The organism is Polaromonas sp., assembly GCF_036676035.1.
In the GTDB taxonomy this organism is placed as follows: Bacteria; Pseudomonadota; Gammaproteobacteria; order Burkholderiales; family Burkholderiaceae_C; genus Polaromonas.
The window spans coordinates 36,886-51,760 of record NZ_JAKFDR010000057.1; the positions used below are offsets into that span (position 1 = coordinate 36,886).

Genomic DNA, 14,875 nt, shown 5'->3' on the forward strand with positions numbered 1-14,875 from the left:
GCGGGCAACCCCCAAGCCGCACAGCCCTCTGCCTGAATTATCCAATGCCCCTGCTCCCCTACGCCCTGGCCCGCCCCTTTTTATTTGGTCTGGACCCTGAAACCGCCCACGAACTGACCATGGCCTCGCTGGCACGCATCCAGCGCACGCCGCTTGAACTGGCCTATTGCTCGGGCCGGGTGAGCGACCCGATCGAGCTGGCCGGACTGAAGTTTCCCAACCGGGTCGGCCTGGCCGCCGGGCTGGACAAAAACGCGCGCTGCATCGATGGCCTGGCCGCCATGGGTTTTGGCTTTGTCGAGGTGGGCACCGTCACGCCCAAGGCCCAGCCGGGCAACCCCAAGCCGCGCATGTTCCGCCTGCCCGAAGCCAACGCGCTGATCAACCGCCTGGGCTTCAACAACGACGGGCTGGACGCCTTCATTGCCAATGTGCAGCAATCCAGATTTCGCCAGCAGAACCCGAAAAACCCCTTGCTGCTGGGCCTGAACATCGGCAAAAACGCCGCCACCCCGATTGAGAACGCGGTCGACGACTACCTGGTCTGCCTCGACGGCGTCTACCCGCACGCCGACTACGTCACCGTCAATATCTCCAGCCCCAACACCAAAAACCTGCGGGCGCTGCAAAGCGACGAAGCCCTGGACGGTTTGCTCGGCGCCCTGGCCGAGCGCCGCGAAGCGCTGGCCCGCCTGCACGGCAAACATGTGCCCCTCTTCGTCAAGATCGCCCCCGACCTGGATGAAGCGCAGGTTGACGTGATTGCCGCGACCCTCAAACGCCATGGCATGGACGGCGTGGTCGCCACCAACACCACGCTGAACCGCGAGGCCGTCAAACACCTGCGCCACGCCGAAGAAGCCGGCGGCCTGAGCGGCGCCCCCGTGCTTGAAGCCAGCAACCGCGTGATTGCCCAGTTGCGTGCGGCCCTGGGCACGGGCTTTCCCATCATCGGCGTGGGCGGCGTGATGAGCGGTGCCGACGCGGTCTCCAAAATCCGCGCCGGCGCTGACGTGGTGCAGATCTACACCGGCCTGATCTACAAAGGCCCGGAGCTTGTCGCCGAGGCTGCCAATTCCATTAAACAGAGCAAAAACAGCCGTTAGCCCTTAAGAAGTATGCACAAGCAGCTATTGTTTTCGTAGCAAATCGCCGACATGCTCGCCAATTGCCAGCGCACTGGTCAGCCCCGGCGACTCGATGCCGAACAGGTTGACCAGCCCCGGCACGCCGTGCTCGGCCGGACCCTGGATCAAAAAGTCCTTGGCCGGCTCATGAGGGGGCCCAATCTTGGGGCGCAGGCCCGCGTAGCCGGGAATCAGGGCGCCGTCCTGCAGCACCGGCCAGTACTTGCGCACCTCGGCGTAAAACGCGTCGCCGCGCGCCGGGTCCACCACCAGATCGTCGGGGGAGTCCACCCACTGCACGTCGGGACCGAATTTGGCCTGGCCGCCCAGATCAATTGTCAGGTGTACGCCAAGCCCGGCGGCCTCGGGCACCGGGTAAATCAGGCGCTGAAATGGCGAGCGGCCTGAGAGCGTGAAGTAATTGCCTTTGGCGTAATAACTTGCCGGCACAAAGCGCGCGGACAGCCCCGCAAAACGCTGGGCCAGCGCCGGCGCGTACAGACCCGCCGCGTTGACCACGCTGCGCGCCTGCAGCTCGGTGCCGTCTTTTGCTATCAAATGAATAGCTGCTGGCGAACATTCAGCATGGGCCAGGGGCGAATTGAGCACCACCATCCCGCCGGCGTTCTCGAGGTCGCCCTGCAGCGCCAGCATCAGGGCATGGCTGTCCACAATGCCGGTGCTGGGTGACTGCACGGCGGCCACGCAGTCCAGCTGCGGCTCCAGCGCCCTCGCCTGCTCGCGCGTGAGCAGCAGCAGATCGTGCACGCCATTGGCGGCAGCCTTGGCGATGATGGTCTGCAACTGCGCCACCTGCGCCTGGCTGGTCGCCACAATCAGTTTGCCGCAGCGGCGGTGCGCAATGCCGCGCTCGCCGCAGTAGGCGTACAGCAGCGCCTTGCCCTGCACGCACAGCCTGGCCTTGAGCGAGCCTTGCGGGTAGTAAATGCCGGCGTGGATGACCTCGCTGTTGCGCGAGCTGGTGCCCGTGCCAATCGCGTCTGCCGCCTCCAGCACCATCACCTCGCGGCCCTGCAAAGCCAGCGCACGCGCCACGGCCAGCCCCACCACACCCGCACCCACCACCACGCAATCGACCTGGTCCACGCTCATATGTCTGCTCTTGCTTCCATCAAACCTGCTCGAAGCCCTCAATCACATTGACGGCGTTCACGCCCAACTCGGCCGCCGCGTAGCCGCCCTCCAGCACAAACACGGTCGACAGGCCCAGCCTGCCCAGGCGCTCGCCCAGGCGGGAAAAGTCGCCGGACTGCAGCGCAAACTTCGAGATCGGGTCATCGGCAAAGGTGTCCAGCCCCAGCGAGACCACCAGCGCCTCAGCACCGTACTGCGCGATGCGCCGGCAGGCCGTTTCAAGCGCCTCAAACCAGTGCGGCACTGTGCAGCCGGCCGGTAGCGGCAGGTTCAGGTTGAAGCCCGCGCCGGCGCCTTCACCGGTTTCGTCGGCATGCCCCAGGTAAAAAGGATATTCCGTGCGCGGGTCGCCATGCACGCTGACAAACAGCACGTCGGCGCGTTCGTAAAAAATGCTTTGCGTGCCGTTGCCGTGGTGGTAGTCCACGTCCAGCACGGCCACCCGGGCGGCGCCCGCGTCGCGCAGTGCCTGCGCGGCCACGGCCGCATTGTTCAAAAAGCAGTAGCCGCCCATGAAGTCGGCCCCGGCATGGTGGCCGGGCGGGCGGCTGCAGCAAAACACGGCGCGCTGGCCCTCGCCCAGCAGGGCCGCGGCGCTGGCAGCGGCATCGGCCCCGGCTTTGGCGGCGGCCCAGGTGCCGGCCACCATGGGCGAGCCGTTGTCCATGGAGTAAAGCCCCAGCCGGGCGATGAAGTTGGCCGGTTCGATATCGCTGCGCAAGGTGCGCACCGGCCAGACCGAGGGAAAAGGCTGGCGCTGCTCATTGCCAGGCTCCAGCGCCGCCCAGTCGCGCCAGGCCTGCTGCAGAAACGCCAGGTAGCGCGCCGTGTGGACCTTGCCCAGCACCGCACGGCTGTCCACCTGCGGCGAACGCAGCACATGGCCGCGCTCGGTCAGACGGGTCTTGACGAAATCGGCCCGGGCCGGGGTTTCAAAGCAAGGCACGCGGTCGCCGCGAAAAAATTCAAAGGCCGGGGCATGGGACTGGTGACTGTCGCTGAAGAAGGTAATCATGGTCAGAGTCGGCGTGAAGGCGCCCCCGAAACATGGGGCGATGAAGGCTACAAAACTTGAAACGTACGCGGATCGGTCTTGAGCAGGCGCTCCACCAGCGAGCGCAGGCTGGCCTTGAGCGGTTCGAACCCGGCCGTCATGGCGAAGGTCTGCTCATTCATGTACAGCTTGCGGTTGATCTCGAGCTGGATACTGTGGCGCTGTTGCGCCGGATCGCCATAACGCCTGACCAGCTCCACCCCTTTGTACGGGTGGTTGTAGGCCACGCTGTAGCCCAAACCGCTCAGATGCTCGCACATCAGACGCGACAGTGCGGTGCTGGCGGTGGTGCCTTCGCGGTCACCCACCACAAAGTCGGCATGCTCTTCGCCCGGAAACTCGGTGGCGTTACTCGACGCCACGGCCGGCATGGAGTGGCAGTTGATATGCAGGCTGTAGCCGTGCTGGCGGTGCGCCGCTTCAATGGCCTGCGCTACCGCCGCGTGGTAGGGCTGCCAGCATTGCGCAATGCGCGCCTGCACCTCGGCCACGGTCAGTTTGCGCTGGTAAATCTCCACGCCGTCGTCGGTGGTGCGCCAGATCAGGCCCTTGCCCAGGCGTACCTTGGACAGCACCTTGGGATCGGTGGCCACCGGCTCTGGCCACGGCGTATCGAACAGCGTGACATCAATCTCTGTGGTGTCGCGGTTGGCGTCCAGGTAGCTGCGCGGAAAGTGCGCCTCGATCCAGTGCACCCCCAGGGCCGGGGCAAAGTCGTAAAGCTTTTCGACATGCGTGTCTTCGGCGCTGCGCAGCGTGCTCAGGTCGCAGGCGTAGGCAAAGTCGGCGGGGTAAGTGGTTCCGCTGTGCGGAGAGTCGAGCACCAGGGGGGTGCGCCCGGGCAGATGGGTAATGAGCTGCATGACTGGACTTTAGCAGTTGGCCGGGGGCCACCCGTCGATTGAATGTGAACGGTGGTCAACGAGTTTTTGGCAAATTTACATTTGTTCTCTACACACTCCGCGTCTGCGCTGCTACCATGGTCTTTCAGAGTGCTCTAAATTAAACGTTGTTTTTGAAGAAAAAAAGAGCCATTCAATGGCGTTCTTCAAACACTCAAGGAGCTGCCGTGAACGCATTCAACCGTGCTTTTTCCGGTGTTTTTCTGGCTGTGGCGGTTCTGGCCACCGGTGTGGTCCAGGCCCAAAGCAGCTCATCCTCCACATCCAGCTCGGCAAGCGGCAGTGGCAGCCCGTCCTGGTATGCCCATAGCGGGGGCTACATCGGCTTCAATGCCGGCCGCTCCCGGTATTCCCTGAGCCCTGGCGCCGGTGGGTTCCCCGCCGAAAGCCAGGACAACATTTACAGCATTTACGGCGGCGGCTACTTCAGCGACAACTTCGGCCTGGAACTGGGTTACACCGACTTTGGCCGGATCCATCGGGCCGGCGGCACCACCAAGGCGCATGGCCTGAACCTGAGCCTGGTCGGCAGGCTGCCGCTGGCGGAGTCCTTCCAGCTGACAGGCCGCCTGGGCTCGACCTACGGCCGCACCGAAGTCACGGCCAGTTCCACGTCGGGCTTTAGCAACGGCACGAAAAGCGGCTTTGGCCTGTCTTATGGCCTGGGGGTCAGCTACGACTTCAGCACCAACTGGTCCGCCGTGCTGCAGTGGGACCGCTACAAGCTTGACTTTGCCAACACCGGGCGCGATCCCGTCACGTCCACAACCGTGGGTCTGAAATACCGCTTCTGAACCGTCAAGCCACTGAACGGTCTTTCAGGAAACCCAAAGCCAAAAAGCCCGTCATGCCTGCTGGTGTGACGGGCTTTTTGGTGATTTTTGTGGGGTCGACACCCAAATCCGCTACCAAATCAATAGCTGTTGGTGCCTATTCAGCAAGGGCTACAGGTCAAAATGGCTGAAACCTCAAGGCCCAGGCCGGTGCGGCGCCAGCATTTCTTCGAGCAGCCAGGTGCCGGCCTGCCCCAGCGGCCGCTGGCGCGACCATACGGCATCGACCGGCACGCGGCGGGGCCAGCCCCGGGCATCGAGCTCGTGCAGGGTGTCCACGGCAAAGCGTGTGACCATCCAGCGCGGTATGGCGGCCCAGCCGAAGCCGAGCACCGCCATTTCCAGCAGCATCAGGTAGCTGGGCGCTGACCAGGCGCGGCGCGATGCAGGGGCGCCAGCCTCCCCGACCCCTTCAAGGTAGGTTCCCAGCCGCAGCGCCCGAAAGTCCGCCAGCACCTCGGGCGTGATGTCGCACATGCCCGCCAGGGGATGGGTTTTGGCGACAAACAGCGTGATCTCGGACTGCTCGGCAATCGTGGCCGAGCCAATGTCGGGCGGGTACGCGCTTTGCGCGGCCACCACGCCAATCTGCGCGCGGCCGCTTTGCACCAGCGACACCAGATCGCCGTGTTCGGCAATCAGGCATTCGAACTGCAGGTCGGGAAAGCGCTGCTCAAAGGCCTTGAGCATGTCTTCAAAGTGGTCGGACTGGTAGGTGTCTGACCAGACCACGCTTAGCCTGGCCTCCAGGCCGCTACCGAGCTGGCTGGCCGAGCGGTCCAGCCGGTCGCTGGCGGCCAGGATTTCCTGCACCTTGCCCAGCATCACGCGCCCATGCCCGGTCAGCGTGGGCTTGCGGCTGCTGCGGTCAAACAGGCTCAGCCCCAGGTCAAGCTCCAGATTGGCAATCGCCGTGCTGACGCTGGACTGGCTTTTGCCCAGCTTGCGGGCCGCCGCCGAGAACGAGCCCAGCGTGGCGGCTTCCGCAAAGGCGAGCAGGGATTCCGGGGAGTGGCGCACGATATATCTATTTTTTAGATGATTACTGGTTTTTAAGTATCCACAATAACGATGAAAATTACAACCATGGCGCTTTTATCGGACCCATCCGGGCCCCAGCTGTATTTCAACGAGTAGTCCATTCATGAGCCTTCAAAAATCCGTCAAGGAACGTTTCTTCCACGCCCTCGTGTTCGAGGTGCTGGCCATTGCCTTGTGCGCCCCGCTGGGCGCCTGGCTGCTGGGTTATCCGCTGGTGCACATGGGCTTGCTGACCTTGATGATTTCACTGATTGCCATGAGCTGGAACATGGCCTTCAACGCCCTGTTTGACCGGGCGCAACAGCGCTGGGGCTTCAAGCGCAACCTGAAAGTCCGGGCGGTTCATTCGCTGCTGTTTGAACTGGGCCTGATCATGGCCGTGGTGCCGCTGGCCGCCTGGTGGCTGGGCATTGGCCTGTGGGAAGCCTTTGTGCTGGACATCGGCATCGCGCTGTTTTTTCTGCCCTATACCTTCGTCTTCAATTGGACCTACGACCACTTGCGCGCGGTGGTGATCGCCCGCAAAAACCGCTTGTCTGCAGCCTGAAGGCGGCCTGAAAACCCGTCCCGGGGCGGCGGTGCATGGCCCTTGATCAGCGCCGCGTGCCCCTTTGGCCCTTCTGTCTTCACGTCACTTCATCTGCACCGAACCGCTGACATTGACCAGCACCGTGCTTTTGCCCGCTTCCACGGAAATCGGAGCGTCCGACATCTCGGCCTTGGCCTGCATGGCCATCATGCGGGGACGGGGCGTATGGCCCTGGTCATTGGCGTTGACGGCCACTTCGCGCAGCGTGTAGCTGCCAAAGCCGAAGTTTTTGGCGATCTCCGACGCCTTGGCCTTGAAGCGCTCGATGGCCTGGGCTTGCGCCTCGCCTTCGACCTTGGCGCGCTGCTCGCGGCTCAGGGCAAAACCCACATGGCCCAGCGTCAGGGTCTGAATCTTGCCGGCCGTGCTGGTGATGCGTGCAAAATCCTTGCCTTCGAGCACCAGCTCGGTCGAGCCCTGCCAGCCGTTGATCTTGCCGTCTTTGCCATAGCGCGGGTAAAGGCTGAAGTTGCCGGTCCGCACGTCCAGCTGGCCGGGCAGCGCGGCTTTTTTGGCCTCTGCCAGCGCCGTGTCCAGCGCCTGCTTGAGCTGGGTCTGCACTGTGTTGGCATCGCTGCCGTCACGCGTGGTGTTCATGGTGATTGACAGCAGGTCCTGCTGCACTTCCACCGAGCCGCTGGCCGACAGCTGGGCCACGTTTTGCAGCGGTTCGCGCTGCATGGTCTGGGCAAAAACCCCGGTTGCCCCCGCAAACACTGCGCAGGCAGCTATTATTTTTGTAGTATTTTTCAAGTTTGACCTTTCAGGTTTTAAGAAATTTGAGGGGTTCGAAGCGCCCGCGCACCACGGCGTCAGGGTTCACACCCCACCAGTCTTTTGCCACCGTGGCGTAGATCTGGCGGAAATCGGTGCTGTAGCCGGCGTTTTGCGTGCTGTCCAGTCGCGTCAGGTCGGGCGCCTGGCCATACAGCCCGCCGCGCACCGCACCGCCGGCCACAAAATGAGGCGCCACCGTCCCATGGTCCGTGCCGTTGGAGTTGTTCTGGCGTGCGCGGCGGCCAAACTCTGAGAAGGTCATGACCAGGGTGCGGTCCCAGGCGCCCAGCTCGGTCAGCGCGCTTTTCAAGGCGGCCAGGCCTTCCGCCAGTTGCCTGAGCAGGTTGGCGTGGGTGCCCGGCTGGTTCTGGTGCGTGTCAAAGCTGCCCAGCGTGAGCGTGATCACCGGCACGCCGCCCTTGCCCTTCTGGGACGCCACCACCTGCGCGGCGGCCTTGACGCCGTTGCCAAAAGCGCCCGCCGGGAACTCGGTGCTGAAGTTGTAGGGCTCACCGCGCAAGCCCTGGGCCGCCTGGCTGATGTCGCTTTCCACCCGCAGCAAATGCTGCAGCGCCGGGTTGCGCACCGCCACGGCGCTGCTCATGTCCTGCGCAAAGCGCGACTGGTTCACAAAGGCCTCGGGGTTGTTCAGGGCCACGGCACGGGCGCCCAGCAGCGGGCCAAAGTCATTGCCGCCAATCAGAACGCCTTCGGCGGTGAAGCCCGCCCGGGCGGCGTAACCGGCCCTCATGCCGCGCGTGGCCCAGCCCTCTTCCAGGTACTCGTCGGACCTGGACGCAGTTTCCCAGATCTCGATCGAACGAAAGTGCGACAGATTGGGCTGCGGGTAGCCCACGCCCTGCACAATCGCCAGCTCGCTTTTTTCCCAGAGCGGCAGCAGCGCCTTGAGCTCCGGGTGCAAGCCGGCCTGCGAATCAATTCTGATCACCTCGTCACGCTTGATGCCAATCGTGTTGCGCAGTTGGTAGTAGCTGGGGTCGGTATAGGGCACCACGGTGTTCAAGCCGTCGTTGCCGCCTTTGAGCTCGACCAGCACCAGGATGCGGTCGGCCGCCGCAGCGGCACGCTGGCCGGCGGCTTGCGCCCAGCCCGGGGCGTGGGCTGACAGCAGGGCAGCGCCCGTGGTGCTTGCAAACAGGTGGATGAAATCGCGTCGTTGCATGATGGTTGACCTATCTGCTTATTGGCTTATTTGAGCTGGTAGGCCGGATCAAGCGTGAGGGTGCGCAGATACGCCACTCCCACCGTGCCGACGGCTATGGTTTGCGTGGGTGGCACCGCCAGCAAGGTCTGGGTCAAACGGCTTTTGAGCTCGTCCGAAGGCTCCCGGTCGGTGTAGCCGCCGTACTGCGCCAGCCAGCGGTCCGGATCAAAGGTGATGCGGGCCATGCCCTCGGCCACGCGCATGATGCCGTCACGGCCCAGCAGGCGCAGCGCCTGCCGGTTGCTGCCGCGCCCTGCCCCGTCGGCCTTGCCGGCGCCCAGCTCGGCCTGCAGCTGCTGGATTGGCTGTGCGGGCCGCATGGCATCCGGGGCGGGCGCTTCAATCCTGCGTCCGCCCGGGCCCATGGCCAGTGGCGCCATCTTCGACTCGTTCTTGAGTTCCACCGCCCTAAACAGCTGCTCGGTAAAGCGCTTGCGCTCCAGCAAGGTGGTGGCGTTGATCCAGTCGTTCTGGCCCGGCCAGCCTTTCACATTGGGCGGCACCAGCAGGTTCTGGCCCAGTTGCGCCGCCTTGAGCGCAAAGGGCATCACATCGGTGTAGCTGAAGTCGAACTGCCGCACCGTGCCCACCACCAGGTCCACCGGCGATTTGATCAGGCTGCCGCGGTTGCTCTCGGCCCAGAACGCATCGCCAAGCAGCAGTTCGCGCACGGCGGTGCTGATGTCGTAGCCGCTTTGGCGGAAACGCTGCGCGATGCGCTCGACCTGCGCCGCATCGGGCACGGGCGAGACCAGCTCCTTCCAGAGCTTGCTGACGATGAAGCGGGCGGCCGCCGGCTGATCGAGCATCAGGTCCAGCACGGCATCGCCGTCAAAGTTGCCGCTGCGCCCCAGCACGGTTTTGCTGCCCGTGTCATGAAAGGCCGGCCGGAACCTGAAACTGAAATCTTCGCGCTCCACACTCCAGCCGGTAAAGGCCCGGGCCGACTCGCGGATGTCCTGCTCGGTGTAGCCGCCGCCCTGGCTGGCTTCGCCCAGGGTGAACAGCTCCATCACCTCGCGGGCGAAGTTTTCATTGGGGGCTTCCTTGCGGCTGTTGGCGCCGTCCAGGTACACCAGCATGGCCGGGTCTTTGGCCACCGCGTGCAGCAAGACGCGAAAGTTGCCCAGTGCGTTGGCGCGCAGCAGCTGGTGCTGGCGCCACATGGCCTGCGAGCTGATCACCTTTTGCTGGGAGGTGGCAAAGTGGTTGTGCCAGAACAGCGTCATGCGCTCGGCCAGCGGCGTGGGCGTCTCTATCATCTCGCGCACCCACCAGGTCTTGAGCTCCAGCCCCTCGCGCTGCTGCTGCTGGCGCATGGCCTGCTGCTCGTCCTTGCTTTTGAGCAGCCTGTAGGGAATGGGTGGCGGCTGCAAGGCAAAGGCCGGCACCGAGTACAGCGGCTTCGCCGCCTGCGCTTTGCGGATCAGCTCAGACACCGCCTGCCGCGTGTCCTGGCCGGTCAGCGCGTCGACCTCGGCCTGATCCGGTGCAAAACCGGTGCGCACCAGCAAGTGCCGCGCCTGCAGCGCCGACAGCTGGGCCGGCACCCCGCCCACCGCCGCCTGCAGGCCGGTGGCCCCGGCCAGCAGCACACAACAAGCAATGATTTTGATGGTTTTCATGAGCTTGCACCGCCTTTTTGTTCTTAAGAGCCTGTTTACGATTTATTTGGGGTCGCGTTGGGACGCAATCGGGATGAGTTGGCTGCCAACATCGCGCCGCATGGGCTCATGCCCATGCAAGGGATTTGGCTGTCAAATCGCCCGACCGCACAGCCGGTCGGCTGTGCGTCGTGCGGCTGCCCCAATGGGGATGCAAACGCGTCCGCGTTTGCGTCGCCCCAACCCGAAGGGCAGGTGCCTTTTCGGGCGGTCTGCGGCGTTGCACTGCTTGCCAATAGCCGGGCTATTGGCGGCGCACTGCGTCTTGCATTCCATCCCGAAAAGACACCTGCGCGACCCCAAATAAATCGTAAACAGGCTCTAACAACGTCTTGAGCCTAAGCGGGGTTCACATTACCCTCATGTACGGCTTGCATATTGCCGCAACTTTTGTAACAGTGTGTCAAAGTAACTCCAATAGCCGGTTTGTCACCTTTTCAGCCCTCAAAATGTGCTTGTTACAAATTACGTGATGACTATGACCCAAGCTACACCTACTGGCCGCGCCGACAAAATCCTGATTCTTGACGACGATGCCCGCATTCGCGACCTGCTTCGCCGCTACCTTGCCCAAGAGGGTTTCGAAGTCATTCTGGCGGAAGACAGCAAGGCGCTGAACCGCATCATGCTGCGCGACGCCGTCGACCTGATCGTGCTGGACCTGATGATGCCCGGGGAAGACGGGCTGTCCATTTGCCGGCGCCTGCGCGCCGCCAACGACCGCACCCCCATCATCATGCTCACGGCCAAGGGGGAAGACGTTGACCGCATTGTCGGTCTGGAGGTCGGCGCCGACGACTACCTGGCCAAGCCTTTCAATCCGCGCGAGCTGCTGGCCCGCGTCCATGCCGTGCTGCGCCGCCGCCCCACGGTCGAGGTGCCCGGTGCGCCGTCCAGCGACCAGGAATTGATCACCTTCGGTCCGTTTTCCTTTGACCTGGGCCTGCGCACCCTGCACAAGAACGGCGAAGAGCTCCCGCTGACCACCGGTGAATTTGCCATGCTCAAGACCTTGGTGCGGCATCCGCGCCAGCCACTGTCGCGCGAAAAACTGGCCCAGCTGGCGCGCGGCCGCGAGTTCGAGCCGTTTGACCGCAGCCTGGATGTGCAGGTGTCGCGCCTGCGCAAGCTCATCGAGGTGGACGCCGCGGTGCCCCGCTACATCCAGACGGTCTGGGGCATTGGCTATGTCTTTGTGCCGGACGGAACGAATTAACGGCCCTACGCTCCCTGATCCGTTGAGAACCCGGGTTTGCAGCTTTGCGCCATGCACGGCTGGCAGGCCGGGCTGCATGTCGGCTTCCCCTAGTGCGGTGTTGCACGCTATCTGGCACATAAAAAAATGCGTCTTTTCGGCCATGGCGGCGTTGCAAATCCGCGCGATACCTACGGGTATCGCTGTGGTTTGCGCCTTGCCCTGACCAAAAGTCCATCATTTTTATTTGTGCCATCAAGCATGCAACACCACACTAGCGATCGCCACGCGTCAAAATCAGTCACCTAACTCCGGTTTACACACTTGCGCATGGAAGCCACCAACCCCGCCAACCTGGAAACCACCCCGGCCCCGCTGGATATGCGGCCACGCCGGGGCTTCAGCCTGTTCTGGCGCACGTTTTTCTTTCTGTCCCTGCTGCTGTTCGGCTCCATCGTGGCCTGGCTGCAGACCTTTCGCGCGCTGGAGTCCGAGCCCCGCGCCATCCAGAGCGCCCAGCAACTCGCCTCGCTGGTCAACCTGAGCCGTGCCGGGTTGCGCTACTCCGACGCGATTGCGCGCGTCTCGCTGATCAAGACGCTGGCAGACCAGGAAGGGGTGCGCATCACGCCGCGCGAGCCCGGCGACACCTATGTGGATTTCGATACCGACCCGCTGAGCGGGCGCATCAGCGAGGAGCTCAACAAGCGCATGGGCAGCGGCACCGTGGTGGCCAAATCCGTCAACGGCAGGGAAGGCCTGTGGATTGGATTCAAGATTGAAAACGATGCCTACTGGCTGCTGACCGACGCCTCACGCGTGGGCCCGTCCAAAAGCAGCACTTGGCTCATCTGGCTGAGCATCGCCGCCGCCCTGTCGCTGGCGGGCGCGGCCTTTATTGCCCGGCTGATCAACCAGCCGCTCAAGCAGCTGTCGTTTGCGGCCAGCCGCATGCGTGACGGCGATTTTGACGCCAGCCTGCTCGACGAGAAAGTCGCCACCAGCGAGATCCGCGAAGTCAACATCGGCTTTAACCGCATGGCCGAGCAACTGTCCAAGATCGAGCAGGACCGGGTCATCATGCTGGCCGGCATCTCGCACGACTTGCGCACGCCTCTGGCGCGCCTGCGGCTGGAAACCGAAATGAGCGTGGCCGACGAAGACGCCCGGGCCCACATGGCGGCCGACATCACCCAGCTCGACGCCATCATCGACAAGTTTCTGGATTACGCACGGCCGGATCCGGCGCAGCTTGAGTCCGTGTCACTCAACGCGGTGATCGATGCCGCTGTGTACTCGGTCTCGGATTACGAGGACATGCGCGTGACCGTCAACATCCCGGACAGCATGGCGGTACTGGCCGACGAGGTGGAGCTGTCGCGCGTGATTGCCAACCTGCTTGAAAACGCACGCCGTTATGGCAAGACGCCGGAGACCGGTATTGCCCTGGTCGATATTGCGGCCAAAAGCCGCGACCAATGGGTGTTGATCAAGGTGCGCGACCACGGCATGGGGGTGGCGCCAGAGACCCTGAGCAAGCTGACACGCCCGTTTTTCAGGGGCGATGCCGCGCGCACCGCCGCCACGGGCGCCGGACTGGGCCTGGCCATTGTTGAAAAAACGATTTTGCGCATGGGCGGCATTTTTGCGCTGGCCAACACCGCCTCGGGCGGGCTGGCCGCCCATATCAAGCTGCGTCGAAGCTGAAAAGCCCCCACACTTGTCACTGCGTGTACTGCGCTGCCCCCCGAGGGGGCTGAACTTGCTCGGGGCGGCCCTTCGCGGCGTTCGCTGGCCCCCACGTTCGCTCACAACGCGCGAGCTCTCTGCCCCCCCGAGGGGGCTAATTTTCCTAGGGGCGGCCCGGCGGAAAATTGCACGCACGGCAAGGCGTTTTATTCAAAATATGTAGTCAAATCGGCCTCCAGTCCTTATTAAATGGGCGCAAGATGCTCCTAAAACAATAGCGCCACGGCGCGCGCCTCGATGCTCAGCCCCTGCCCCACCGGGCCCAGCTTTTCGGCGGTCTTGGCCTTGACGTTCACGCGGTCCGCGTCCAGACCCAGCGTGTTTGCAATGCGCTGGCGCATGGCTGCGATATGCGGTGCCAGCTTGGGCGCCTGCGCAATCACCGTGCTGTCGATGTTGCCAATCTGCAAGCCCCGCTGCGCCAGCAGACGCCCGGTCTCGGCCAGCAGGGCCACGGAATCTGCGCCCTTGAAGCGCGCATCGGTGTCCGGAAAGTGCGAGCCAATGTCGCCCAGGCCCGCAGCGCCAAGCAGCGCATCGATGATGGCATGCAGCAGCACATCGGCGTCGGAGTGGCCCAGCAAGCCGACGGTGTGCGCTACCTCCACGCCACCGATGATGAGCTTGCGCCCCGGCACCAGTGCGTGGGTGTCCCAGCCTTCACCGATGCGAAATGGAGGCCGATTAGCTGAAGTCATGAGGCAAAACTTTCGTGGAAGATTTCGTGGGAAGGATTGGCGGGCTCATTTTGCAAAGCGCTCAAAACTCCTGGCGGCCCGGCTCTGCAAAATGGCCTCCGCCAGGGCAAAGTCCTCGGGGTAAGTCACCTTGAAGTTCTGCGCACTGCCAGGCACCAGTTTGGGTGACAGCCCCATGGCCTCGATGGCGCTGGATTCATCGGTGACGCCATCGCCGGCTTGTTCAAGCGCCGCGATCAGCGCACCGATGCGAAACATCTGCGGCGTCTGTGCCAGCCATTTGTCGCTGCGGTCAATGGTGGCGGCCACCCGGCCGCCCGCTTCGCTTTTCAGGGTGTCAGGCAGTTTCTGCGCCAGCAGGCCCCCCACTTCGTCGTGCTGGCAGGCTTCGATAAGGGCCAGAATTTGCGCAGGCGTGATCAGGCAACGCGCCGCATCGTGCACCAGCACCCAGTCGGTCAATGCGGCGCCATCGGGCCGGTGATTCACCATGGCCTTCAAGCCATTGAGCACGGTCGCTGCACGCGTGTTGCCGCCGCCCGCCAGCAGCATTTCGCCTTCTGCGTTGTAGTCGGGGAAAACGTTCAGAAAAACATCGTCCGCCGGCGCAATCACCACCCAGAGCGCCGCCAGCCTGTCTTTAACCGCCCGGAAAGCTTGCACCGTGTGCCTGACCATGGGCTGGCCCAGCAGCGTCTGGTATTGCTTGGCCATGGGCGTTTGCGCACGGCTACCCTGCCCCGCACAGGGAATCAGGACAAAAAAACGGGGCGAGCTTGAGGGGAGATCCCCTGAAATCAGGGATTTGGCGCGGTCTGTCGTCATGAGGTCATCATAGATTCTAAAATCAGGGTCTGGCTGCTTGA

Annotated in this window: 14 protein-coding genes; 5 read left to right on the forward strand and 9 right to left on the reverse strand. The window is 63.5% G+C overall.

Going from position 1 to position 14,875, the window contains the following annotated elements; all coding sequences use genetic code 11:
- Positions 1-44 precede the first annotated feature (44 nt).
- The gene (locus V6M61_RS09065) at positions 45-1,106 is read left to right on the forward strand and encodes a quinone-dependent dihydroorotate dehydrogenase (RefSeq protein WP_332776240.1); all 1,062 of its coding nucleotides are present in this window, start codon (positions 45-47) and stop codon (positions 1,104-1,106) included.
- Positions 1,107-1,130: 24 nt separating this feature from the next.
- Here V6M61_RS09065 and V6M61_RS09070 read toward each other — a convergent pair whose 3' ends face one another.
- From V6M61_RS09070 to V6M61_RS09080, 3 genes are read right to left on the reverse strand one after another with little or no spacing between them, the layout of a single operon-like run.
- Positions 1,131-2,240 carry an NAD(P)/FAD-dependent oxidoreductase gene (locus tag V6M61_RS09070; RefSeq protein WP_332776241.1) on the reverse strand — a complete coding sequence of 370 codons (1,110 nt, stop codon included), beginning with the start codon at positions 2,238-2,240 and terminating at the stop codon, positions 1,131-1,133.
- Between the two features lie 19 nt (positions 2,241-2,259).
- The gene (locus V6M61_RS09075; protein ID WP_332776242.1) at positions 2,260-3,297 is read right to left on the reverse strand and encodes a histone deacetylase family protein; all 1,038 of its coding nucleotides are present in this window, start codon (positions 3,295-3,297) and stop codon (positions 2,260-2,262) included.
- 47 nt (positions 3,298-3,344) lie between these two features.
- Positions 3,345-4,199 carry an N-formylglutamate amidohydrolase gene (locus V6M61_RS09080; protein ID WP_332776243.1) on the reverse strand — a complete coding sequence of 285 codons (855 nt, stop codon included), beginning with the start codon at positions 4,197-4,199 and terminating at the stop codon, positions 3,345-3,347.
- 206 nt (positions 4,200-4,405) lie between these two features.
- On the opposite strand from V6M61_RS09080, the gene V6M61_RS09085 reads away from it, so the two are divergent.
- Positions 4,406-5,032 (forward strand): outer membrane beta-barrel protein, encoded by a 627-nt coding sequence (locus V6M61_RS09085; RefSeq protein WP_332776244.1) that lies wholly within the window; start codon positions 4,406-4,408, stop codon positions 5,030-5,032.
- A gap of 174 nt (positions 5,033-5,206) precedes the next feature.
- On the opposite strand, the gene V6M61_RS09090 is transcribed toward V6M61_RS09085, so the two are convergent.
- Positions 5,207-6,091 (reverse strand): LysR family transcriptional regulator, encoded by an 885-nt coding sequence (locus tag V6M61_RS09090; RefSeq protein WP_332776245.1) that lies wholly within the window; start codon positions 6,089-6,091, stop codon positions 5,207-5,209.
- 124 nt (positions 6,092-6,215) lie between these two features.
- On the opposite strand from V6M61_RS09090, the gene V6M61_RS09095 reads away from it, so the two are divergent.
- Positions 6,216-6,659 (forward strand): multidrug/biocide efflux PACE transporter, encoded by a 444-nt coding sequence (locus V6M61_RS09095; RefSeq protein WP_332776246.1) that lies wholly within the window; start codon positions 6,216-6,218, stop codon positions 6,657-6,659.
- Between the two features lie 84 nt (positions 6,660-6,743).
- Here V6M61_RS09095 and V6M61_RS09100 read toward each other — a convergent pair whose 3' ends face one another.
- From V6M61_RS09100 to V6M61_RS09110, 3 genes are read right to left on the reverse strand one after another with little or no spacing between them, the layout of a single operon-like run.
- Positions 6,744-7,454, reverse strand: coding sequence for an SIMPL domain-containing protein (locus tag V6M61_RS09100; protein WP_332776247.1), 711 nt, complete (start codon positions 7,452-7,454; stop codon positions 6,744-6,746).
- A gap of 10 nt (positions 7,455-7,464) precedes the next feature.
- Positions 7,465-8,661, reverse strand: coding sequence for a DUF1501 domain-containing protein (locus V6M61_RS09105; RefSeq protein WP_332776248.1), 1,197 nt, complete (start codon positions 8,659-8,661; stop codon positions 7,465-7,467).
- A 26-nt stretch (positions 8,662-8,687) separates the two neighbouring features.
- Positions 8,688-10,328 carry a DUF1800 domain-containing protein gene (locus V6M61_RS09110; protein ID WP_332776249.1) on the reverse strand — a complete coding sequence of 547 codons (1,641 nt, stop codon included), beginning with the start codon at positions 10,326-10,328 and terminating at the stop codon, positions 8,688-8,690.
- Between the two features lie 517 nt (positions 10,329-10,845).
- On the opposite strand from V6M61_RS09110, the gene ompR reads away from it, so the two are divergent.
- Together ompR and V6M61_RS09120 are read left to right on the forward strand one after the other, a co-directional pair.
- Positions 10,846-11,583 carry an osmolarity response regulator transcription factor OmpR gene (gene ompR, locus V6M61_RS09115; protein ID WP_332776269.1) on the forward strand — a complete coding sequence of 246 codons (738 nt, stop codon included), beginning with the start codon at positions 10,846-10,848 and terminating at the stop codon, positions 11,581-11,583.
- Positions 11,584-11,892: 309 nt separating this feature from the next.
- The gene (locus V6M61_RS09120) at positions 11,893-13,269 is read left to right on the forward strand and encodes a sensor histidine kinase (protein WP_332776250.1); all 1,377 of its coding nucleotides are present in this window, start codon (positions 11,893-11,895) and stop codon (positions 13,267-13,269) included.
- 248 nt (positions 13,270-13,517) lie between these two features.
- Here V6M61_RS09120 and ispF read toward each other — a convergent pair whose 3' ends face one another.
- Together ispF and ispD are read right to left on the reverse strand one after the other, a co-directional pair.
- Complete coding sequence (gene ispF, locus V6M61_RS09125; RefSeq protein WP_332776251.1) at positions 13,518-14,009, reverse strand: 2-C-methyl-D-erythritol 2,4-cyclodiphosphate synthase; 492 nt, start codon at positions 14,007-14,009, stop codon at positions 13,518-13,520.
- Positions 14,010-14,054: 45 nt separating this feature from the next.
- The gene (gene ispD, locus V6M61_RS09130; protein WP_332776252.1) at positions 14,055-14,834 is read right to left on the reverse strand and encodes a 2-C-methyl-D-erythritol 4-phosphate cytidylyltransferase; all 780 of its coding nucleotides are present in this window, start codon (positions 14,832-14,834) and stop codon (positions 14,055-14,057) included.
- Positions 14,835-14,875 lie beyond the last annotated feature (41 nt).

Bases quoted from the DNA above. Each gene is read 5' to 3' on its own strand.
- V6M61_RS09065 (WP_332776240.1), top strand. From the start codon at position 45: ATGCCCCTGCTCCCCTACGCCCTGGCCCGCCCCTTTTTATTTGGTCTG.
- V6M61_RS09070 (WP_332776241.1), bottom strand. From the start codon at position 2,240: ATGAGCGTGGACCAGGTCGATTGCGTGGTGGTGGGTGCGGGTGTGGTG.
- V6M61_RS09075 (WP_332776242.1), bottom strand. From the start codon at position 3,297: ATGATTACCTTCTTCAGCGACAGTCACCAGTCCCATGCCCCGGCCTTT.
- V6M61_RS09080 (WP_332776243.1), bottom strand. From the start codon at position 4,199: ATGCAGCTCATTACCCATCTGCCCGGGCGCACCCCCCTGGTGCTCGAC.
- V6M61_RS09095 (WP_332776246.1), top strand. From the start codon at position 6,216: ATGAGCCTTCAAAAATCCGTCAAGGAACGTTTCTTCCACGCCCTCGTG.
- V6M61_RS09105 (WP_332776248.1), bottom strand. From the start codon at position 8,661: ATGCAACGACGCGATTTCATCCACCTGTTTGCAAGCACCACGGGCGCT.
- V6M61_RS09110 (WP_332776249.1), bottom strand. From the start codon at position 10,328: ATGAAAACCATCAAAATCATTGCTTGTTGTGTGCTGCTGGCCGGGGCC.
- ompR (WP_332776269.1), top strand. From the start codon at position 10,846: ATGACCCAAGCTACACCTACTGGCCGCGCCGACAAAATCCTGATTCTT.
- V6M61_RS09120 (WP_332776250.1), top strand. From the start codon at position 11,893: ATGGAAGCCACCAACCCCGCCAACCTGGAAACCACCCCGGCCCCGCTG.
- ispF (WP_332776251.1), bottom strand. From the start codon at position 14,009: ATGACTTCAGCTAATCGGCCTCCATTTCGCATCGGTGAAGGCTGGGAC.
- ispD (WP_332776252.1), bottom strand. From the start codon at position 14,834: ATGACGACAGACCGCGCCAAATCCCTGATTTCAGGGGATCTCCCCTCA.